Consider the following 20,406-nt stretch of genomic DNA (forward strand, 5'->3'; position numbering starts at 1 on the left):
CGTGTCGTTGCATGCGGCGGGGGCGTCGGCGGTGCGGGCGCGGATTGCGCCGTCGGGTCCGTCGTCGGTGTCGGTGGAGTTGGCCGACGGGTTGGGGTTGCCGGTGTTGTCGGTGGCGTCGATGGTGGCTCGTCCGGTGTCCCAGCAGCAGTTGATGGCGGCGGTGTCCGGCTCGGGGCCGGATCGGATCTTCGAGGTGATCTGGTCACCCGTTTCGCCGGTGTCCGATGCCGAAGCACCGTCGCACGACGTCTTCGAATCCGCGGCCGCCGAAGAGGATCCGCTGGCCGCGACATACCGGCGCACGCACGAAGCGCTGGCGGCGTTGCAGTCCTGGCTTGCTGAACACGACGCGGGAATGCTCATCGTGGCGACTGGCGGTGCGGTTGCGCTGCCGGGGGAGGCCGTCACCGATCTGGCGGGTGCCGCCGTGTGGGGGCTGGTACGTTCGGCGCAGACCGAGCACCCCGGCCGGATTGTTTTGGTGGATTCCGATGCGCCCCTTGATGATACGACGATCGCAGAAGTGTTGGCGGCCGGTGAGCCGCAGGTGCTGGTGCGGGGTGGAATAGTTCACAACGCCCGGGTGCACGGCAGTCGCGCGGTGGACGCACTCCTGGCGCCGCCGGGCGACAAGCCATGGCGGATTGGCATGTCCAGTAAGGGCACGTTCGAAAACCTGTTGCTGGAACCGATCCCGAACGCTGATGCGCCGTTGGAGCCCGGCCAGGTCAGGGTCGCAGTTCGCACGATGGCCGCCAACTTCCGCGACGTCATGATCGCTCTCGGGCTCTACCCCGACGACGACGCGGTGATGGGCGTGGAGGCCTCCGGGATCGTCATCGAAACCGCTTCGGGTGATTGCCGTTTCGCCGTCGGGGATCGGGTTACCGGCCTCTTCCCGGAAGGCACCGGCACCGTGGCAACCACCGACGCCCGCCTGCTGATGGAAGTCCCGACGGGATGGTCCTACGCCGATGCCGCAACGGCGCCGGTGGTCTTCGCGACGGCGTACTACGCGCTGTCGACGTTGGCGGATGTCCGGCCGGGGCAGCGGGTGTTGGTGCATGCTGCGGCCGGTGGGGTGGGGATGGCTGCGGTGCAGTTGGCCCGGCATTTGGGGTTGGAGGTGTTCGCCACTGCCAGTCGTGGGAAGTGGGACACGTTGCGGGCGACGGGCTTTGATGAGGATCATATTGCCGATTCGCGCAGTCTGGAGTTTGAGGACAAGTTCCGTACGGTGACCGGTGGTCGCGGCATGGATGTGGTGCTGGATTCGTTGGCCGGTGACTTCGTGGATGCCTCACTGCGTTTGGTCGCCCCCGGCGGGGTGTTTTTGGAGATGGGCAAGACCGACATCCGCGACCCGGGCGTGATCGCCCAAGAACACCCCGGTGTGCGCTACCGCGCCTTCGACCTCTTCGAAGCCGGGGGAGACCACATCGAGCGAATGCTCACCGACCTGGCCAAGTTGTTCGACGACGATGCGCTTCGGCCGTTGCCGGTGACGGCGTTTGATGTGCGGCGGGCGCCGGCGGCGTTGCGGTATCTGAGTCAGGCTCGCCACACCGGCAAGGTCGTCTTGACGATGCCCGATGCATGGGCTGCGGGCACCGTGGTCATCACCGGTGGTACCGGCATGGCAGGTTCGGCGTTGGCGCGCCATGTGGTGGTCAATCACGGTGTGCGCCAGTTGATGCTGTTGAGCCGACGCGGCGCCGAAGCGCCGGGGGCCGCGAAGCTGGTGGACGAGCTCAGTGCGGCTGGTGCGCAAGTGTCGGTGATCGGCTGTGATGCCGCTGATCGCGAGGCATTGGCCAAAGTGCTTGCCGATATTCCGGTGCACTACCCGGTGTCGGGGGTGATTCACGCCGCCGGTGTTCTCGATGACGCGGTGGTGACGTCGTTGACGCCGGAGCGGGTGGATGCGGTGTTGCGGGCCAAGGTGGATGCGGCGTGGAATCTGCATGAGCTGACCCGGGATCTGGGTGTGTCGGCGTTTGTGATGTTTTCGTCGATGGCCGGGTTGGTGGGGTCGTCGGGGCAGGCCAACTACGCGGCGGCCAACTCCTTCCTCGACGCACTCGCTGTGCATCGGCGTGGTCACGGCCTGCCGGCGATTTCGCTGGCCTGGGGCCTGTGGGATCAAGCCAGCAATATGACCGGCGGGCTGGAGTCTGTCGATTTCGCACGGTTTGCCCGTGACGGGATTGTGGCGATGTCCTCGGCCGAAGCGATGCAACTGCTTGACACCGCGATGGTGGTCGACGAGCCGTTCCTGCTGCCCGCCCGCATCGACACCACGGCGCTACGGGCCAAGTACGACGCCGGCACCCTGCCGCCGATGTTCGTCGAGCTGATCAACGCCCGGGCGAGGCGACAGGTCGATGATTCGCTGGCCGCCGCCAAGTCGAAGTCCGCGCTGCTGCAACGCCTGGAGGGGCTGCCCGAAGATGACCAGCAGGCGGTGCTGCTGGATCTGGTGCGTTCGCATATCGCGACCGTGTTGGGCAACACTACTGCCGAAGCCATCGACCCGGACAAGGCGTTCCAGGAGCTGGGCTTTGACTCGTTGACCGCGGTTGAGATGCGTAACCGGCTCAAAGCCGCCACCGGGCTGGCGCTTTCACCTACCCTCATCTTCGACTACCCGAACTCCGCAGCACTGGCCGGTTACTTCCGGCAAGAGCTTGTCGGCACTTCCACCGAGTCGACGCCGCAGCTTGCACCTGGGGAGGCGGAGATCCAGCGCGTCGTGGCGTCGATTCCGGTCAAGCGCCTTCGGCAGGCCGGAGTATTGGACGTGCTGCTGAGCCTGGCGAACGAGGGGGGAGCCGATGCGGCAGAGACCAGGGAAGAAGATATCGCAACAATGGATCTCGACGATCTGGTCAATGCTGCCTTCCTCGACGACGACGACTAGCCAGATGGGGTTTGAGGTTAGCCAGTGAGAATCGCCGTCACCGGGGCGAGCGGGGTGATCGGTCGCGGCGTGTTCGCCCGACTGCTCAGCCAGGGGCACGATGTCGTCGGTTTGGCCCGTCACCGACCCCAACGCTGGCCAAGTGCGGCCGGCTTCGTCCAGAGCGATATGTGCGATGTGGCCGGGCTAAGGCGCGCGGTCGCGGGCACCGACGTCGTCGTGCACTGTGCCTGGGCGGCCGATAGCCAGACGAATATCGGCGGGACCGCCAATCTGCTTGACGCCATGGCTGAAAGCGGAACCCGTCGAATCGTGTTCGCCTCCTCGGCGCATGTCTACGGAGTAGATCACGGCGACACACCGCCGCGGTCGGAATCCGACCGGCTGAACCCGGTTTCGGCAGAAGGACGCGACAAAGCCGGTGTCGAGGAGATGCTGGCCGCTTCAGGAGCGGAATGGGTGGCGATCCGGTCGGCGGCCATCCTCGGCCGAGGTGTCGACAACTGGGTGCGCACGGTGTTGGCTGCCGCGGTTTTTCCCGACATCGACGGGTCCGCCGGTCGCAGGATCCAGGTCGTGCACGAAGACGACGTGCACCGGGTTTTCCTCCGCGCGATCCTCGATAGCGGCATCGGCAGTGGGCCGGTGAACGTTGCTGCGCAAGGGAATCCGACTTTGGGTGAGATAGCCGGTGTACTCGGTAGACCGATGGTGCCTGCGGGCCGGCTGCTTCGACGGCTGGGCCCAGCCGAACTGTGTCGCTTACTGAACGTCCCATCGATGGATACTGCCCTGCTGCACAACAAATGGAACTTCACGCCGGCCTGGAACGCCCAGGAGTGTGTCGAAGACGTCGCGTTGGCGGTGCGTGGCCGGGTCAGCGTCGGCAAGTGGTCGACGTCGCTGCCCTGGCGGCTGACTCACGTTCACGACGTCCCAGCGGTCGACGCTCCGGCCGCTGACGGAGTTATGCCGGTCTTGGCTGGTCCGCACGGCGGCAACGGTGAGTTCGACACGCCGATCGACCCACGCTTCCCGACCTACCTCGCCACCAATTTGTCGGAGGCGCTGCCCGGACCGTTCTCGCCGTCATCGGCGTCGGTGACCGTGCTGGGGCTGCGGACAGCCGGCGCGATCATCGCCGCACGGCTGCGGCCCGGCGGTGTGATCCAACGCGAAATCGCAACCCGAATGATCGGTGTCTTCGCACACCGCCTGTACGGGGCCATCACCACCGCGCACTTCATGGCCGAAGCCGCGCCGTTCGTGAAGCCTGCGACGGTGATTCAGCAGAGTCAGTTCTTCGGCCCGAGTGTGGCCGCGATGCCGATCTACGGTGAGCAACCTCTGCCGCGCGAATCCGGCCTGGCGATGCGGCCATTGCGTACCATTCGCAACCTCGGGGTGTTCGCGGTCAATCTGGCGGGCCTGGCCACCGGCGCGGCCCGAGACACCCGCGACTTCGTCGACGACATCGACCGCTTGGAAGATCTTGCTGCTGAGGATCTTTCGCAGCTTGCCGACGGGCGACTGCACAGTCTGATCTTGCTGGCGCGGGATCACGTTGTCCACGGTTGGGTGCTGGCGTCGGGGTCGTTCATGTCGTTCGCCGCTCTCAGTGTGGTCCTGCGCGGCCTGAGCGGACGTGACATAGTGCTACCGCTCGGTCAGGAGCTGGCCAGCGCACACCCGCTGAACGCCGTGTACCGATTGGCGGAAGCGGCGCAACGCGACCCCAACGTGAGTCGGATTCTGACCGCCTCCGGCGATCATCTCGACGAGTTGTCCACCCAGGCCCCGGAATTCCACGCGGCGGTGCTTGGCGAGCTGAAAGTGATGGGGCACCGCGGCCCCGCCGAAGTCGAGATGCGCTCCGCCAGCTACGCCGACGACCCCGAGTTGCTGATCCGCATGGTGGCCAAATCGCTGAACATTCCGACCCGGCCGGAGACGCATCGTCCGGTCATCCCGCTACAGGCGCGGCCGGTGGCGCGCCTTGCGGCGCACCTGCTTCGCGACCGCGAAGTCCGTCGCGACCGAATGGTCCGGGCAATCTGGTTGCTGCGCAACCTGCTCCGTGAGCTGGGACGCCGACTGGTGAACTCGAGTGTTTTCGGCGCCGCCGACGACGTGTTCTATCTGTTGGTCGACGAGCTCGATGCGCTGCCCGCCGACGCTTCCGGACTGGTCGCGCGCCGTCGAGCAGAACAACGCAGGCTGGCCGGCTTGGTCCCACCCGCGGTCTTCAGTGGCAGTTGGCAAGCCGCTGCCGCCCTGGCGACCGTCCTCGCCCCGGGTGACACCCTGACCGGCGTCGGCGTCTGTTGCGGACGAGTCCGCGGCCGGGTGCGGATCATCAGGCCCGAAACCATCGACGACCTGCAACCCGGAGAGGTCTTGGTCGCTGAGGCCACCGATGTCGGCTATACCGCCGCCTTCTCCTACGCGGCCGCGGTGGTGACGGAGCTCGGCGGACCCATGTCGCATGCCGCCGTGGTAGCACGCGAATTCGGTATCCCGTGTGTCGTGGATGCTGAGGACGCCACGGGACGGCTCCCACCGGGTGCACTCGTCGAGGTCGACGGCGACAGCGGCGAGATCCGGGTGCTCGAACTCGCCCGTGGAGACGCCTCGGCGGCGCGGGCGATCGATCAGGGCCGAAACGTCTAACGGGAACGCTACGACGCGATTCTGTGCACCTGCCCAGCGTGATTCGCTCAGGTTCGCTACCGTCAGGTTATGCACGAGCACACCGTCCGGGTGACCACGGCCTCCGGCGTCGTCGAAGGCTTTACTCGCGACGGCGTGCACCGCTGGCGATCCATCCCGTACGGCCGGCCGCCCGTTGGTGCGCTGCGCTTTCGGGCGCCGCAGCCTGCTCAGCCGTGGCGGGGTGTGCGTTATTGCCACGGCTTCACCAAGTGCGCGCCGCAAGAACGGCGCTACACGATCGTCGGCGTCGGGAAGTACCAACCGATGGGCGAGGACTGCCTCACCCTCAACGTGGTCACCCCAGAAGCGCCGGAAAGTGAATCGTTGCCCGTCATGGTCTTCGTGCACGGTGGCGGATACATCCTGGGTAGCTCGGCCACTCCGATATACGACGGTGTGGGCCTGGCCCGCCGTGGGTGTGTCTACGTATCGGTCAACTACCGACTCGGCGCGCTGGGTTGTCTGGATTTGTCGTCGCTGTCGACGGCGGACGTCACCCTCGAAAGCAATCTGTTCTTGCGCGATCTGGTGTCGGCGTTGCGCTGGGTTCAGCAGAACATCGCGGCGTTCGGCGGTGATCCAGACAACGTCACGGTGTTCGGCGAAAGCGCCGGCGCGCACGCAGTCGCTACGTTGTTGGCGGTGCCGGAGGCAGAAGGCCTTTTTGCCCAGGCTATTTCGGAAAGCCCGGCGACTGGGATGATGCGTTCGCGCGAGGTCGCGGCAGAGTTCGCCGGACGATTCGCGACGTTGCTGGGCGTCCGTAAGCAGGATGCGGCCCACGCGTTGATGCAGGCTTCTCCCGCCGATTTGGTGGCGGCACAAAATCGCCTGATCGACCAGGGCGTGCGAGACATGCTGGGCGCCTTTCCGATCGGCCCGGTTTCCGGTGACGACGTTCTGCCATTGGACCCCGTTGAGGCGATGCGGCGCGGTAAGGCGCACCGGGTGCCGCTGATCGTAGGGACCAATGCCGACGAGGGACGCTTGTTCACCCGCTTTTTGCCGCTGTTGCCGACCACGGAGCCGATGGTCGAAGCGCTACTGGCTGAGGTGGAACCGGCTGCGCGGGAGCGCATTACCGCCGCTTACCCGGATTATCCCGAACGGTCTGCGTGCGTGCGGCTCGGCGGCGACTTCGCCTTCAGCTCGGCTGCTTGGGAGATCGGAGAAGCCCACGGCAGACACGCGCCCACCTACCTGTACCGATACGACTACGCACCGCGGGTGCTGCGCTGGTCAGGGCTGGGCGCCACGCACGCCACCGAACTGCTAGCGGTTTTCGGGATCTATCGCACCAGGTTGGGGGCGATGCTGAGCGCCGCCGCGGATCGCCGATCTGCCTTGCGGGTCACCAACGAAGTGCAAAGGCGTTGGCGGTTATTCAGCCGTGGCGGGGTGCCCGGTGACGACTGGCCGGCCTACACCGATACCGACCGCGCGGTGATGGTCTTCGACCGCAAGTCACATCTCGAATTCGATCCGCACCCGCAGCGCCGGATGGCGTGGGAGGGCTTCACTCTGGCGCGATGACGGCCAATGTGGTTTCGTGGACGAGCCATGACACCGCACACCGACAATGTCGTCGAGCGCCCCGCCGACCTCACCGCCGACTGGCTGACCGCGGCGATCGGCGCCGGGACTATCACCGAATTCCGCGTCGAACGTATCGGCACGGGCCAGATGAGCGAGTGCTACCGGGTTCAGCTGACCTACGCCGATCGCGGGTCCGGCAGCGGCGGACCGGACTCCGTGGTGCTGAAGGTCGCGGCCACCGACCCGATGAGCCGGCAAACCGGCGGGAGTCTGGGCCTTTACGAGCGTGAGGTTTCCTTCTACCGCGATATCGCCCCGCGCCTGCGTGGACCGGTTGCGCCCTGCTATCACGCCGCTTTCGACGCGGGGGCCGGCATCTTCGATGTCCTGCTAGGCGATGCGAATCCGGCGGTCGTCGGCGATGAAATCCGCGGTGCCACAGTCGCACAGGCCAGGCTGGCCGTCACCGAACTGGCCCGGCTGCAGGGACCGCTGCTCGGCGACACCACGCTCGCTGACGCGCCGTGGTTACACCGCGATACGCCGGTCAACCAGGGGCTGATCACGGCTCTGCACGCCGCCTTCGTCGATCGCTACGGCGACCGGATCGCACCGCAGCACCGCATGGTGTGCGAACGGTTGGTCGGCGGATTCGACGCCTACCTGGCCGAGGAGGCCGGCGAAGGTCGCATCCAGGGCCTGGTGCACGGCGACTATCGGTTGGACAACATGCTGTTCGGCGCCGTCGGTGCCGATCGCGCGCTGACGGTGGTCGATTGGCAGACGGTCACATGGGGCCCCGCGATGACCGACCTGGCCTACTTTCTCGGTTGCGCCCTCCCGGTGGCGGAGCGGCGTACGCATTACGACGAGCTGCTGCAGGCCTACCATGCAGCCCTTGGGCCGGACGCGATGATCAGCCTCGCCGATGTCCGCGAGGGCGTGCGCAGGCAGAGCTTCTTCGGGGTGATGATGGCCATCGTCTCGTCGATGCTGGTGGAGCGCACCGAACGGGGTGACGCGATGTTCATGACGATGCTGCAACGGCATTGTGAGCACGTGCTCGACGTTGACGCGCTGGCGACACTGACCGCCCCGACGGTCGCGGAGCCGTTGCGTCCGTCGCAAGACGACGAGTCGGCCCATAACGCGACCGACGAGCCGCTGTGGAGCGAGAGCTGGTACGCCGACTTCGCCGATACCGCAAAGGGATTCGGTGGCTGGGTCCGCATCGGCCTGATCCCTAACCAGCAGACGGCGTGGCTGCACGCCTTGCTGTGCGGCCCCGAGCTGCCCACCGTCGCAGTCGTCGACTTCGAGGTCCCGTTGCCCGCCGATCCGTGGGCGCTGCAAACGGGCGCCGTCGATTTCACGCACTCCGTCGGCGATCCACTGCAAAGCTATCGCATCGGCCTGCGCGGGCGCGGCGAGTCCTTCCTCGACCCGGCCGCGCTGTTGCGGGGAGAACAGGGAGCGCCGCTCGACGTGGCGATTGATCTGGTGTGGAGCACTGACGGCACGCCGTACCAGTATCGGCTGACCACGCGCTACGAGATACCGTGCACCGTCTCGGGAACCGTCACCGTCGATGGACGTCGATACACCATCGACTCGGTACCCGGCCAACGCGACCATTCGTGGGGGGTCCGGGATTGGTGGGGTATGGACTGGATTTGGAGCGCGCTGCACCTCGACGATGGGACACACGTGCACGCGGTGGACATCCGGATTCCAGGCGTCCCGGCGATCGGTATCGGCTATGTCCAAGACCGCGGCGGCACGGTCACTGAGCTGCAAACCATCACGGCCCGTCAAACATTCGACGCCGACGGATTACCAGCCACCGCAACGCTAGCGGTCGATCCCGGTGGCATCACCGCGACCGTCGACGTGCACGGACACGCACCGCTGCGCCTGGTCGCCGCCGACGGGCGGATAAGCGAATTTCCCCGGGTGTGGGCCACTGTCAGCACCGCCGACGGGCGCCGCGGCGTCGGCTGGCTGGAGTGGAACCGAAATCTGCGCTGAAAACCCTTGCCGGTCAGGCGCGATCGTGGTTATGGGCGTCTCAGGGTCGGGCAAATCGACGGTGGGTGCCGCATTAGCACAGCGCCTCGGAGTGCCATTTGCCGACGCCGACGACTTCCACCCGGAAGCCAACATTGCCAAGATGGCCGCGGGCAAGCCGCTCACCGACGACGACCGCTATCCGTGGCTGGAAGCGGTCGGGCGGTGGCTGGCGGACCATGAGGACGGCGGCGTGATGAGCTGCTCGGCGCTCAAGCGCAAATACCGCGACCGATTGCGCTCACATTGCCCCGGGATCGAGTTCTTGCATTTGACGGGTTCACCGGAACTGATCGCTCGCCGGCAGGCCGGCAGGCCAGGCCACTTCATGCCGGCGGCATTGGTGAAATCACAGTTCGACGCGTTGGAACCGCTGGCGCCCGACGAGCATGGCGTCGCTTGTGACGTCGGGCCGAGCGTCGACAGCATCGTCGAGAGATTGTTGGCATACCTCAGTTCTTGACGACCTGGGTGCCACCGGCCAGCTCGTCGTGCTTGCCCTGCTTGGTGGGGCTGCCGCTGATCGTCACCGCGATAATGATGTAGGCGATGAACGCCAGCAGACCGCCGAGGTAGGGCACCACCGCGAGCAAGGTGAACGAGTTGCGGATGGCGGACTGCTTCGCATCCGGCTTCGGCGCCCCGCCCGGGCCGTGCACCGCCAAGCCGAGGAGCTTTTTGCCCGGGCTGGTGCCCTGCGTGACTTCGAAGAGCACGAAGTACCCGAACATCAGCACGCCCGAGAAAAGCCCTGTCACCAGCCACCAGTAATCCTGGTCGAACAGGAACATCGACAGAAAAAAGGCCACGATGTTCACCAGGATGCCGTCGATGACCCGAGCGAAAAATCTCCGACCGAGCCCTCCGGGCTGGGCATGCGACCATTGCGGCGAACCGGCCGGCGGGTAGCCGTACTGGGGCGAGTTGGGATCGAAGTCAGCTGATGTCATGGGATTCGCTCCTGACCACGTCGGTGGTGCCAATCTACTCCGCCCCGAAGGCAAAGAGCCTGCGTCGCACCCAGGGATTTACCCGCGCCGCGCAGCCGGAGCTTTAGTGGTCGAACACGACGACCTGTCCCGTATCGTCCGAGGCATGTCAGATGTGGCTGGGCCCGGGTCGGTAAGCGAGAAAAGTCCGGTGCCAGGAACCGGTAATCCCTTTGGTAGCTAGGATAGTGGCGTACTCGGCTACGCCGAGCCACATCGGCACACGCCAGTTGGACGGTCATGAGCGACTCGAAAAGCGCTGTGTTCGTATCGCATTGTTGCGGTAGCTAGCGATGTATCACGTCGTTGTGGCGCTTGCGGTTGTCGCACACTTTGCTTTCCTTTGCTACCTGATCGTCGGCGGGTTCGTCGCGTTGCGTTGGCGCCGGACCATCTGGTTGCACGTACCGGCGGCGCTGTGGGGGATCGCGATCACCACCGCACACCTCGAGTGTCCGTTGACGTGGCTCGAGCGTTGGAGCCGGGCGAAAGGCAGGATGGCGCCGCTACCGCCGGACGGCTTCATCGCCCACTACATCGCTGGCGTGCTTTACCCTGCCGGCTGGGCCGGCATCGTGCCGGTTGCGGCGTTTGCGCTGATAGCAGTGTCCTGGGCGCTGTATCTGTGGCGTGGTTGGCGCCGCGGCGAAGCGACACATCCGGTCGAGCGACCAATCAGCGCCAGCGACGAGCTTTGACCCGTCCGCGTTCGGCCAGTTCGGTACCGCGTTCGCGGGCCGTTTCGGCCAGTTCGGTACCCCGTTCGCGGGCCGTTTCGGCCAGTTCGGTACCCCGTTCCCGCGCGGTCTCGGCCAGCTCAGTGCCGCGTTCCCGCACCGTGTCCGCCAGCTGAGTCCCGCGTTTGCGTGCCCGCTTGCGTGCGGCGTCCACGTAGGGTGCGCTCTTTTCGCCGGCGGTGCTGGCGAGTTCGACGCCGCGTTTGCGGGCGGCCTCGACCAGCGGTTCGCTCTTTTCCACGGCCGTGCCGGCCAGTTCGCGGCCGCGCTCGGCTCCCACCTGCAGGCCGTGTGCGATTCTTTCCGCGAACTCAGAGTCGAGCACGGAGCCGTCGGACCCGTCCAGCGGCAGTGCATGGGAGACCGCCTCCGAGATCCGGCCTGCCGCTTGACGGCCACGCCATCCCAATGACGGCTTGCCGGCTGTGTCAGCCGACGCAATGATCAGCCCGCCCAGCAAGCTCAGGTCGGTGAGTAGATCGCGACGTTTCTGCGCTTTACGTTCCGGGTCGTCCTCATTCCAAAACAGGTGTGCGCCAAGGCTGCCCGGTACCACGGTGAAAGCCAGCGCCGCTGAGGCGATCCGCGGCAACCTTCCGGTGGCGAGCAAGAGGCCACCCCCGACTTGGACAGCGGCGTTTATCCGTGCCGCGGTTTCGGGATTCGACGGAATCTTGCCGCCGATAGGTTCTGGCAGGGTCCGTAGCGCCGCCATGGTGGGCTCCGCCGCATCGGCGGTGACCTTGGGGTTTCGCAATGTCTCGACACCCTGGCCGATGAATGCCGCGGACAACAAAGGACGAGCGATTCTGCGGATCAACATGACAGCTGTGTTCCCGGGTTGACAGGAGTGCAAACCGGGCCTGCAAACCGGCGGTCACTGGGTCGGTGGTGGTGCTGAACGGCGCACCCAGAGCGGAAACGCCACCCAGAAAAAGAGCTGAGCCGTCACCGCGCAAACCCCGGCAATGGCGCCTGCCGTCGCGCCGGCCACCGTGCCGAAAATGACCACGGTTACCCCGGTAAGAGCCACACCCATCAGCAATAGCCCGGCGTAAGCGAACCGATCCGCTGCGGAGACCAAGAACTGGATGCGATGCCGACGAAACAACAAGCGGTGCATTCCGACTGGAGCTTCCAACAGCACCGTGCTGCCGATCGACGACCCAACCGTAATTAAATAGACCACCCGCATCGTCGTGTCCAGCACGTCAAACCGCTGCTGGAACGGCAGCGTCAACAAGAAGCCGGTCAGCAGTTGGACACCGGTCTGAACCACACGCAACTCTTGCAGCAGGCTGATCCAGTTGCGGTCTAATCGTTGGGCTTCGGTCTCGGAGCGCGCCGCGGTATCCCAGCCTTGGTCGCGTTCAGGGTGATCGACGGCGTCCATGGGCGTGATCATGCCAGCCGACAGCCCCCGGGGCCTTGTGACCGCCAATTATTGCATCGGCCGCGCTAACAGCAGTCGCGCCGAGGCTTCGAGCCGGTCGGCGATCTGCCTATAGGAGGCATACCCCATACCCGCGCGGACCAGGGCTCCCGCGTAAAGGAGCTCCAGCGATTCGACGATATCGGGAGCACGGTCCGGGCTCAGGGCCGTGACCAGACGTTCATGGATTTCGCGGCCAATGCGCAGCCGAAGATGCTCGACCTCAGGATCCCTACCCAGCAACGCGTTGGTCACCGCGCCGGCGAGTTCGGGCTCATCGGCCACCAACAGGGCGATGTGGCGCAGGACCGCGATCACGCGGACGGTCGGGTCCGGCGAATCGGTTGCGGGAATCGGGCTGGATGCCAACCGCCGCCAGAAAACCTCGGCAACGAGGTGTTCCTTCGAGGAGAAGTAGGTGTACGCTGTCGCTGCGCCGACGCCAGCCTCGGCGGCGACCATCCGAATCGTCAAGCCGGAGAAGCCTTCTCGGCTAAGTACTTCCATCGCGGCACGGCCCAGCCGGTCAACGGTGTCGGCTTGCTTGGCAGTCAACCGCCGTCTGGTCGATTCCCGAGCCACCGGGTTGGACACGTGTCCGGACACTACTACAACGTGGTGTGTGCGGCAACCCTGCATGTGCTGTGCGCGGAACTGCCTAACGCGGCGGCTGTTACGGTTCACGTGATGACGTTCTCCCCGGATCCTACGGCTGCCGACGAGCGGACCAGTCATCTATTCGAACTGGCCGATCGGGTCACCGGATTCATGCCCGCCGACGAGGGCAGGGCGCTGTATGACGCGGCGCTGAGCTACTTCGATCACGGTGTGGGCGTAGAGATTGGCACGTATTGCGGCAAGTCCACCGTGCTGTTGGGGGCGGCGGCGCTTGCCCGCGGCAGCGTTCTGTACACCGTCGACCATCACCACGGTTCCGAAGAACACCAGCCTGGGTGGGAGTACCACGACACATCGCTGGTCGATGAAGCCACCGGACGCTTCGACACCTTGCCGGCCTTGCGGCGCACGCTCGACGACGCCGGCCTCGACGATAACGTCGTGGCGGTGGTGGGCAAATCGACCGTGGTGGCCAGCGGTTGGCGTACGCCGTTGCAGTTGTTGTTCATCGACGGTGGCCACAGCGAAGCCGCGGCCCATCAAGACTTCGACGGATGGGCAAAATGGGTGAGTCCGGGAGGCGCACTGATCATCCACGACGTCTTCCCCGACCCGCGTGACGGCGGCCAGGCGCCCTATCAGATCTATTGCCGCGCCGTGCAAAGCGGCGCGTTCGTGGAGCGATCCGTCACCGGGTCAATGCGCCAGCTGGAGCGGGTATCCGGAGAGGCCGGGGTCGTTGCGGCCGGCGACGATGCGGGCCAAGACGCCCGCTGAGGAGCCGGCAATCAGCTCTAGCGGTCCGACGGGCTGGCCACACACTCGCAATCGTAATCGCCTTCCAGCCCGCGCGGCAGATCGGTGCCACGGAAGATGCCGTTGCCGGCGGTAGTGCACGACAGCGCGTCGGCGGCGAGAATCGCGGCGGCGCCGGTCCAGGTTGTTCGCTCGACGGGCCAGCGCTTTCCGTCGCTGAACACCAATCCGGTCCAATAGGAGCCGTCGTCCTCGCGCAAGTGCTGCATGGCCGCAAACTGCCGCAGCGCCGCCTGCCGATTGCCCATGGCATCGAGTGCCAGCACCAACTCGCATGTCTCCGCGCCGGTCACCCACGGGCGGTCGTCGACGCACCGGATGCCCAGGCCGTCGACGACGAAATCGCCCCACCGGTCAGCGATTCGGCCGATCGCGGCGTGACCACGAAGCGCACCACCGAGGATCGGGTAGTACCAGTCCATCGAGTGGTGCGGCTTCTCGGTGAACGCCGACGGGTGTGCAGTGATCGCATGACCCAGCCGGCCGAGCGCGAGCTCCCATTCCGGTTGCGGCTCCTCGACATAACTGGCCAGGGCCAGCGCACAGCGAATGCTGTGGAAGATACTGGCGCACCCGGTCAGCAGCGCCTCCGTGACCGGTCCTGAAGGACCACGCGCCCAACAAATTTCGCCGCCTTCGAGCTGCAACTCCAGGACGAAGTCGATTGCGGCCCGCACCGTCGGCCACATCACGACGGCAAAGGATTGATCACCGGTGATCAGTACGTGGTGCCAGACTCCGACCGCGACATAAGCGCAGAAGTTGCTGTCGCTGTTGGCATCCTCGATGACTCCGGCGCGAAGTTGGATCGGCCAGGAGCCATCCGCACGCTGCTGGCGCCGACACCAGTCGAAAGCATGCCGTGCCGGGTCAATGAGGCCCGCAGCGGTGAGTGCCATCGCGCATTCCACATGGTCCCAAGGATCGGTGTGCCCACCATCCGACCACGGGATCGCCCCGGATGGCTCTTGCAACGCGGCAATCGATTCCGCCGTCTGTCGGCATTGTGCGGCGGAGAAGACGCCAGCGACGCCCGGTGCCCTATACCAGTTCAACGGCCGGTACCGGTTTCTCGAAATACAACGCGACACTTTTGCCGATCAGCGGGTTGAGTGTTGATTCGGCCAGCCGGGTAAACCGGGGCCGCTGCATCATGTCCCAGACCAACATCTTGTGATAGGCGACGACCGCGGGATGCTCTGAATTGTTCACGCCCACTAAGCATTTCAGCCACCAAAATGGCGCGTGCAAAGCATGTGCGTGATGGGCGTGAGTAAAGGTCATTCCGCGCCCGGCGATGTTGGCGCGCAGCCGGTTTGCCCGATAGATGCGGATGTGGCCGCCCTCGTTGGTGTGGTAGTCGTCGGAGAGTAGCCAGCACAGTCGTTCGGGTAACCATCTGGGTACCGTGACGGCCAGCCTGCCGCCGACCTTGAGCACGCGAATCAGCTCGTCGATTGCCTTGGTGTCGGCAGGGACGTGCTCCAAGATCTCCGAAGCGATCACGCAATCGAAGGTTCGATCGGGGTAGGGCAATGCCAGCGCGTCACCGACGACGGTCTCGGCTCGAGCTGCAGGCGGCACCTCACCAGAATCGGCCATGGCGCGAAACATGGTGTCGACGCCTGCCAGCTCGGTCGCGTCCTGATCGAACGCGACCACATCGGCACCCCGGCGATAAGCCTCGAAGCTGTGCCGGCCCGCTCCGCATCCCACGTCGATGACCTTGGTGCCCTGATCGATACCGAGGTGGTCGAAGTCGACCGTCAGCACGGCTCGCCCACTATTTGTGCCGAATCCCGAACCGACGGCTGCCGGCTGATCGCGCGCTCGTAGACCTGGGCGGTCTGGGCGGCGACCGATTCCCAGCTGTATACCTCGACGGCCCGACGGCGACCGGCGATGCCGAGTCGGTGTAATTGGTCGGGGGAGACCAGCAGCTCGGCCAACACCCGGATCAGCTCGGCGACGTCGCCCGGCCGCACCAGCCTGGCGCACTCGTCGTCGGGTCCGAGCACCTCGGGTAGTGCGCCGGCACGGCTGGCGACAATTGGTGTGCCGCTGGCCATCGCCTCGACTGCGGGAAGTGAAAATCCTTCGTAAAGCGAAGGGATACAGGCGATTTCAGCGGAGGCAAACAATTGCGCCAACGCGGCGTCGGAGAGTCCGCTGGAGATGTGGACGATATCGGAGATGCCGAGTTCGGCGATCAGCTTTTCGGTGGGACCATTGGGTTCGAGCTTGGCCACAAGCTGCAGCTCCAGGTCATGTTCGGTCCGGAGCTTGGCCACCGCTTGCAACAGATGCCCGACGCCCTTGAGCGGCCGGTCGGCGCTGGCGATCGCGATGATGCGACCAGGAACTCGCGGCTGCGTCGATGGTGCGAACAAATCTGTGTCGACACCCAGCGGCACCACGTGAAGCTGGTCTGGGTGGACGCCGAAGTCCGCGGTGATGTCGGTGGCCGATGACGACGAGACGGTCAGCAAATCCGGAATGCTGCGGGCAACCCGTTCTTGCATCTCCAAAAAGCCATACCACCTGCGTACCAGCGGTTTCCGCCACCATCGTGCCGCAGCGAGGTCCAGTACCCGGTCACGTGTGATCGGATGGTGAACGGTCGCGACCACCGGCAGGCCGGTCGCCGCGATTTTGAGCAGGCCTACGCCCAGGCTCTGATTGTCGTGCACCACGTCGAAATCGCGCCGCCGTCCGGCGAGCAGGCGGGCGGCACGCAGACTGAAGGTCCGCGGCTCCGGGAAGCCCGCGGTCCATACGGCGGCCAGTTCGCGCAGATCGATGCGGTCGCGGATTTCACGGGGGTGCGGGATGCGGAAGGGGTCGGGTTCCCGATACATGTCGAGGCTGGGTACCTCGGTCAGCACCACCCGGGGGTCGAGACCTTCGGGGTAGGGCTGGCCAGAGAACACCTCGACGTGGTGTCCCAGTTCGACGAGGCCGCGGCTGAGGTGGCGGACGTAAACCCCTTGGCCGCCGCAGTGCGGCTTGCTGCGATAGGACAGCAGCGCAATCCGCATAGTCACGCCCATTCCGGTCTGGTGGTGCCGACAGGTGTCACGGGAAGGCGTTCGAACGGGACGTCAGCGAACTGCCTGGACACGTGTCTGGACTATAGTTTGACTATCTAGGTGATGCAACGCACACCGGCTTGACGTTGATTGTGCCGATCCTACCGACGCGAACGGCTGCGCTGACTCGGGCGCTGGGCTGTGACGCAGATCAACCGCGATTTGTGACGCACGTCATTGCGGAAATCGCCCATGTTAGGGCAGCCTAACCTCCCAACTGTAGTCTGAAGCAGCTGGAGTGGCCGATGCCCGACAACTCAACTGGCCTGGAATTCGCCTACGACCTGACCCTCGACGAAGTGCGGCGGCGCACCGCCGTGCTGGAGGCCATCGGTGCGGACTGGGATCCGATTCGCGCGCTGGCCGAAGAGGAGCAGGCATACGCCATGCTCTACTCGAATCTGGATGCCGACCAGCAGCGTGTCTACGACAACCTGGTCAGCGCAGGGGTGTTGCCGGAGCGGGTGGCGGATCATGCTTCCGATTGACCCGGACGCCGACAAGAGCCGTCGCGCCTGGCTGGCCTGCCCGAGCTGTGATCACGGCGCCGCGTGTGGCGATTGCCGCAGCGGCCGCAATTGCCATACCCATTGGCAATACCTGCTGAGCAACAGTGCGGCGGTTGTGCATCTGCAGTGCCCAACCTGCGCGCACCTGTGGTCACTGGACACCACCGCAGCGCGTCTCGGCCAGCACCACGCCGCATAAGGTTCGCACCCACCGGCGATACGGTGGGTGTCATGCGCGCGTTGATCGTCGTCGACGTACAGAACGACTTTTGCGAGGGCGGCGCGCTGCCCGTGACCGGCGGCGCCGCCCTGGCGGGCGCAATCAGTGATTATCTGACTGCCGGCGCCGACTATGGCCACGTGGTGGCCACCCAGGATTTCCACATCGATCCTGGTGCTCATTTCTCCGACCGGCCGGATTACTCGTCGTCCTGGCCGCCGCATTGCCTGGCCGGCAGCACCGGCGCACAATTCCATCCCGATCTCGAGACCGACCGGTTCGACGCCGTCTTTCGCAAGGGCGCCTACGACGCGGGTTACAGCGGTTTTGGCGGAGTCGACGAGTCCGGCACGCCGCTGGCCGATTGGCTGGCCGAACACCATGTGGACCAGGTTGACCTGGTGGGCATCGCCACCGACCACTGTGTGCGTCGGACCGCGGAGGACGCCGCGCAGGCGGGCTTGGCCACTCGGGTGCTGCTGGATCTGACAGCAGGCGTGGGGGAGGAGTCCACCGCCGCGGCGATCAAAGCCTTGCAAGCCTCGGGTGTCGCGATAGTGCCCAGCGCGTGACCGGCCGAGCGGAGTCGGCGCTGCTGGCGGCGGTGGAACGATCGCCCGAGGCGGCGGCGGCGCATGACCGCGCGGGTTGGGTGGGGCTGTTCACGGCGGACGGTCGTATCGAAGACCCGGTGGGCTCATGGCCGCACGTGGGGCCGGCGGAGATCGGCCGCTTCTACGACACCTTTATCGGGCCGCGTGACATTGCCTTTCATCGTGATCTCGACGTCGTCCGCGGCCCGACCGTCGTCCGCGATCTTGATCTCGAGGTGGTGATGGGTTCGGCGGTCACCATGACCATCCCGGCGTTTCTTCGATACGACCTGCGCGAGGTCAATGGTGAATGGATGATCGCGATGCTTCGCGCTTACTGGGAGCTGCCAAGCATGATGCTGCAGTTTCTGCGTAACGGTGCATCCGCCGTGCCGGCCACCGTTCAACTGTCGCAAGGGCTCATCCGCAATCAGCGGTTGCGCGGCACTGCCGGTTTCGCGGCCGGCTTTCGTCGCGTGGGCTCCCGCCGCAAGCAGTTGGTGGACAGCTTCGTGAACGCGGTTGGCAGCGGAGATCGGCTTGCCGCGCAGCGAGCGCTCTCACCCGATGCCACGATGACTTTCGGCGACGACGAGGTCGCAGACATCGCAGGCCTTGTGGCGCTGTGCCCCGGCGCCCGCGCGCCCAAGCTCATCGCCGCGGGCTCCACCGTCGCCGCTTCGATCACGTCGACGCAGGGACGCGGCGTCATGTTCGCCGACGTTGCCCGGCGCCGCAATGAAATCCGTCGGATCCGCTACTTTCCGGGCTGACCGAACCGGGCTATGCCTTCGTAACGGTGAACTGGCCCACTTGGCTGATGCCGCGCCGGAAAAAGTCCGAGCACCCGGTCAAATAGCGCATGTAGCGCTCGTACACCTCGACCGACGTCGCGGCGACAGCCTCGTCGCGATGGGCCTGCAATTCGAGTGCCCACGTGTCGAGAGTCCGGACGTAGTGCTCGTCCAAGTATTGAGTGTCGGTGACCGACAACCCTGCGCTCGCGGACAAATTGACGATGTCTTCGTCGCTCGGCACCCCACCGCCCGGGAAGATCTCCTTGGCGATGAACCGCATGAACTTCATGTCGGTGATGGTGATCGGTATGCCCATCTCCGGCCAGCGCTTCAAGGGATGACCGCAGATCGTCTGCAATACCATCCGGCCGCCGCTGGGCAGCGAGCGAAACACCGTCTCGAAAAATGCGGCGTACCGCTCCTTCGGGAACGCCTCGAACGCCTCGATGCTGACGATGCGGTCGACGGGCTCGTCGAATTGCTCCCAGCCGCGCAGGAACACTTTGCGCGAACGATCGGTGTCGATGTCTTCGAAGAGGCGCTGGCAATAGACGGCCTGGTTCTTGCTGAGCGTCAGGCCGATGACGTTGACGTCGTAGTTCTCGATCCCGCGTTTCATCAACGCGCCCCAACCGCAACCTACGTCGAGCAGGGTCATGCCGGGTTGCAGGTCGAGCTTGCCCAGCGCGAGATCGATCTTGGCTATCTGCGCTTCTTCAAGCGTCATGTCGTCGCGCTGATAGAACGCGCAGCTGTACGTCCGCGACGGATCCTGGAAGACACCGAAGAAATCATCGGAGAGGTCGTAGTGCGCCTGAACTTCCTCGAAAAGGGGCCGCATCGCTGCCGAGCCGCCGTTGCCATCACCCATCGCAATTGCCCCCTTTCTATCGACATTGCTCAGCGATATTTGACCATAGTCCAACGTCTCAGGTCATCTCGGCGAAGGCGCGCGGCGTCATATTCGCCGACTTGAACAGGCGTTGCAACAAAATCCGCCGCATCCGCTACTTTCCGGCCAGCAGCACCAGTGACGCCGCCGAAAACCCTAAATAGGCGCCCGGGAAGGCGATGTTGTACCAAACACGCGCCCGGAGATGTGCGATCACCGCGCCGATGAAATACAACACCAGGCCGGTGGCGGCTGCGATCCCGATCACCGGCAAGCCAAGACCGACCAGAAGCCCGAGAGCTCCGGCGAGTTTCAGGGTGCCCAGCATCGGTAGCCACGAACGCGGCACGTGCACCTTGGCCGAGTTCGCCAGCACGAAGCCGGCCGGGATGAAGTCAGCTATCCCAACTGCTGCGGTGATGACCGCGGTGATCACGGTGATGACAACGTATAGGCTCATGACGTTGGTCTCCTTC

General features: G+C 65.3%; 20 protein-coding genes. 11 read left to right on the plus strand and 9 right to left on the minus strand.

Annotated features, from left to right (window positions below; all coding sequences use genetic code 11):
- From VNW74_RS16235 to VNW74_RS16255, 5 genes are all read left to right on the plus strand, one after another.
- On the plus strand, positions 1–2,923 hold a 2,923-nt coding region (locus VNW74_RS16235; RefSeq protein WP_325678552.1), incomplete at its 5' end, for an SDR family NAD(P)-dependent oxidoreductase.
- A gap of 24 nt (positions 2,924–2,947) precedes the next feature.
- Positions 2,948–5,593, plus strand: coding sequence for a PEP-utilizing enzyme (locus VNW74_RS16240; RefSeq protein ID WP_325678554.1), 2,646 nt, complete (start codon positions 2,948–2,950; stop codon positions 5,591–5,593).
- Positions 5,594–5,662: 69 nt separating this feature from the next.
- Positions 5,663–7,168, plus strand: coding sequence for a carboxylesterase/lipase family protein (locus VNW74_RS16245; protein ID WP_325678556.1), 1,506 nt, complete (start codon positions 5,663–5,665; stop codon positions 7,166–7,168).
- Between the two features lie 27 nt (positions 7,169–7,195).
- Positions 7,196–9,199, plus strand: a complete 2,004-nt coding sequence (locus VNW74_RS16250; protein WP_325678557.1) for a DUF7065 domain-containing protein — start codon at positions 7,196–7,198, stop codon at positions 9,197–9,199.
- 31 nt (positions 9,200–9,230) lie between these two features.
- On the plus strand, positions 9,231–9,701 hold the full coding sequence (locus tag VNW74_RS16255) for a gluconokinase (RefSeq protein ID WP_325678559.1): 471 nt from the start codon (positions 9,231–9,233) through the stop codon (positions 9,699–9,701).
- On the opposite strand, the gene VNW74_RS16260 is transcribed toward VNW74_RS16255, so the two are convergent.
- The gene (locus VNW74_RS16260; protein WP_325678561.1) at positions 9,691–10,188 is read right to left on the minus strand and encodes an RDD family protein; all 498 of its coding nucleotides are present in this window, start codon (positions 10,186–10,188) and stop codon (positions 9,691–9,693) included. The genes VNW74_RS16255 and VNW74_RS16260 overlap by 11 nt on opposite strands.
- A gap of 347 nt (positions 10,189–10,535) precedes the next feature.
- On the opposite strand from VNW74_RS16260, the gene VNW74_RS16265 reads away from it, so the two are divergent.
- On the plus strand, positions 10,536–10,925 hold the full coding sequence (locus VNW74_RS16265) for a DUF2784 domain-containing protein (RefSeq protein ID WP_325678563.1): 390 nt from the start codon (positions 10,536–10,538) through the stop codon (positions 10,923–10,925).
- On the opposite strand, the gene VNW74_RS16270 is transcribed toward VNW74_RS16265, so the two are convergent.
- From VNW74_RS16270 to VNW74_RS16280, 3 genes are read right to left on the minus strand one after another with little or no spacing between them, the layout of a single operon-like run.
- A complete protein-coding gene (locus VNW74_RS16270; protein ID WP_325678565.1) occupies positions 10,903–11,787 on the minus strand; it encodes a DoxX family membrane protein in 885 nt (294 codons plus the stop codon). The genes VNW74_RS16265 and VNW74_RS16270 overlap by 23 nt on opposite strands.
- 54 nt (positions 11,788–11,841) lie before the next feature.
- Positions 11,842–12,357, minus strand: coding sequence for a DUF6328 family protein (locus VNW74_RS16275; protein WP_325678567.1), 516 nt, complete (start codon positions 12,355–12,357; stop codon positions 11,842–11,844).
- Positions 12,358–12,405: 48 nt separating this feature from the next.
- Entirely contained in the window at positions 12,406–13,035 is a 630-nt protein-coding gene (locus VNW74_RS16280) for a TetR/AcrR family transcriptional regulator (RefSeq protein WP_414686699.1), read from the minus strand.
- Positions 13,036–13,083: 48 nt separating this feature from the next.
- Here VNW74_RS16280 and VNW74_RS16285 point away from each other — a divergent pair, with 48 nt between their 5' ends.
- Positions 13,084–13,791: a class I SAM-dependent methyltransferase gene (locus tag VNW74_RS16285; RefSeq protein ID WP_325678628.1), complete on the plus strand. Its 708-nt coding sequence runs from the start codon at positions 13,084–13,086 to the stop codon at positions 13,789–13,791.
- Between the two features lie 17 nt (positions 13,792–13,808).
- Here VNW74_RS16285 and VNW74_RS16290 read toward each other — a convergent pair whose 3' ends face one another.
- The 3 genes from VNW74_RS16290 to VNW74_RS16300 are packed head-to-tail and all read right to left on the minus strand — an operon-like array spanning position 13,809 to position 16,868.
- Entirely contained in the window at positions 13,809–14,885 is a 1,077-nt protein-coding gene (locus tag VNW74_RS16290; RefSeq protein ID WP_325678569.1) for a prenyltransferase, read from the minus strand.
- On the minus strand, positions 14,872–15,603 hold the full coding sequence (locus VNW74_RS16295) for a class I SAM-dependent methyltransferase (RefSeq protein ID WP_325678572.1): 732 nt from the start codon (positions 15,601–15,603) through the stop codon (positions 14,872–14,874). The genes VNW74_RS16290 and VNW74_RS16295 overlap by 14 nt, the downstream gene beginning before the upstream one ends.
- Positions 15,597–16,868 (minus strand): glycosyltransferase family 4 protein, encoded by a 1,272-nt coding sequence (locus VNW74_RS16300; RefSeq protein WP_325678630.1) that lies wholly within the window; start codon positions 16,866–16,868, stop codon positions 15,597–15,599. The genes VNW74_RS16295 and VNW74_RS16300 overlap by 7 nt, the downstream gene beginning before the upstream one ends.
- Before the next feature lie 296 nt (positions 16,869–17,164).
- On the opposite strand from VNW74_RS16300, the gene VNW74_RS16305 reads away from it, so the two are divergent.
- Genes VNW74_RS16305 through VNW74_RS16320 form a run of 4 tightly spaced genes read left to right on the plus strand, consistent with a single transcriptional unit; the run spans position 17,165 to position 19,014 of the window.
- Entirely contained in the window at positions 17,165–17,407 is a 243-nt protein-coding gene (locus VNW74_RS16305) for a DUF6400 family protein (protein WP_325678574.1), read from the plus strand.
- Positions 17,394–17,627 (plus strand): hypothetical protein, encoded by a 234-nt coding sequence (locus VNW74_RS16310; RefSeq protein WP_325678575.1) that lies wholly within the window; start codon positions 17,394–17,396, stop codon positions 17,625–17,627. The genes VNW74_RS16305 and VNW74_RS16310 overlap by 14 nt, the downstream gene beginning before the upstream one ends.
- A 32-nt stretch (positions 17,628–17,659) precedes the next feature.
- Positions 17,660–18,220 carry a nicotinamidase gene (locus VNW74_RS16315; RefSeq protein WP_325678577.1) on the plus strand — a complete coding sequence of 187 codons (561 nt, stop codon included), beginning with the start codon at positions 17,660–17,662 and terminating at the stop codon, positions 18,218–18,220.
- Complete coding sequence (locus VNW74_RS16320) at positions 18,217–19,014, plus strand: nuclear transport factor 2 family protein (protein ID WP_325678579.1); 798 nt, start codon at positions 18,217–18,219, stop codon at positions 19,012–19,014. Before VNW74_RS16315 ends, VNW74_RS16320 begins: the two co-directional genes overlap by 4 nt.
- 10 nt (positions 19,015–19,024) lie before the next feature.
- Here VNW74_RS16320 and VNW74_RS16325 read toward each other — a convergent pair whose 3' ends face one another.
- Together VNW74_RS16325 and VNW74_RS16330 are read right to left on the minus strand one after the other, a co-directional pair.
- Entirely contained in the window at positions 19,025–19,909 is an 885-nt protein-coding gene (locus VNW74_RS16325) for a cyclopropane mycolic acid synthase family methyltransferase (protein ID WP_325678581.1), read from the minus strand.
- A 136-nt stretch (positions 19,910–20,045) separates the two neighbouring features.
- Positions 20,046–20,390: a DoxX family protein gene (locus VNW74_RS16330; protein WP_325678583.1), complete on the minus strand. Its 345-nt coding sequence runs from the start codon at positions 20,388–20,390 to the stop codon at positions 20,046–20,048.
- Between the last annotated feature and the right edge of the window lie 16 nt (positions 20,391–20,406).

The sequence above is a fragment of the Mycobacterium sp. genome (assembly GCF_035570115.1).
GTDB lineage: Bacteria > Actinomycetota > Actinomycetes > Mycobacteriales > Mycobacteriaceae > Mycobacterium.

Excerpts from the sequence above, each read along its gene's own strand:
- VNW74_RS16260 (WP_325678561.1), bottom strand. The coding sequence starts at position 10,188 with ATGACATCAGCTGACTTCGATCCCAACTCGCCCCAGTACGGCTACCCG.
- VNW74_RS16300 (WP_325678630.1), bottom strand. The coding sequence starts at position 16,868 with ATGCGGATTGCGCTGCTGTCCTATCGCAGCAAGCCGCACTGCGGCGGC.
- VNW74_RS16245 (WP_325678556.1), top strand. The coding sequence starts at position 5,663 with ATGCACGAGCACACCGTCCGGGTGACCACGGCCTCCGGCGTCGTCGAA.
- VNW74_RS16280 (WP_414686699.1), bottom strand. The coding sequence starts at position 13,035 with ATGCAGGGTTGCCGCACACACCACGTTGTAGTAGTGTCCGGACACGTG.
- VNW74_RS16270 (WP_325678565.1), bottom strand. The coding sequence starts at position 11,787 with ATGTTGATCCGCAGAATCGCTCGTCCTTTGTTGTCCGCGGCATTCATC.
- VNW74_RS16305 (WP_325678574.1), top strand. The coding sequence starts at position 17,165 with ATGCCCGACAACTCAACTGGCCTGGAATTCGCCTACGACCTGACCCTC.
- VNW74_RS16275 (WP_325678567.1), bottom strand. The coding sequence starts at position 12,357 with ATGGACGCCGTCGATCACCCTGAACGCGACCAAGGCTGGGATACCGCG.
- VNW74_RS16250 (WP_325678557.1), top strand. The coding sequence starts at position 7,196 with ATGACACCGCACACCGACAATGTCGTCGAGCGCCCCGCCGACCTCACC.
- VNW74_RS16255 (WP_325678559.1), top strand. The coding sequence starts at position 9,231 with ATGGGCGTCTCAGGGTCGGGCAAATCGACGGTGGGTGCCGCATTAGCA.
- VNW74_RS16310 (WP_325678575.1), top strand. The coding sequence starts at position 17,394 with ATGCTTCCGATTGACCCGGACGCCGACAAGAGCCGTCGCGCCTGGCTG.
- VNW74_RS16315 (WP_325678577.1), top strand. The coding sequence starts at position 17,660 with ATGCGCGCGTTGATCGTCGTCGACGTACAGAACGACTTTTGCGAGGGC.
- VNW74_RS16285 (WP_325678628.1), top strand. The coding sequence starts at position 13,084 with ATGACGTTCTCCCCGGATCCTACGGCTGCCGACGAGCGGACCAGTCAT.
- VNW74_RS16325 (WP_325678581.1), bottom strand. The coding sequence starts at position 19,909 with ATGGGTGATGGCAACGGCGGCTCGGCAGCGATGCGGCCCCTTTTCGAG.
- VNW74_RS16330 (WP_325678583.1), bottom strand. The coding sequence starts at position 20,390 with ATGAGCCTATACGTTGTCATCACCGTGATCACCGCGGTCATCACCGCA.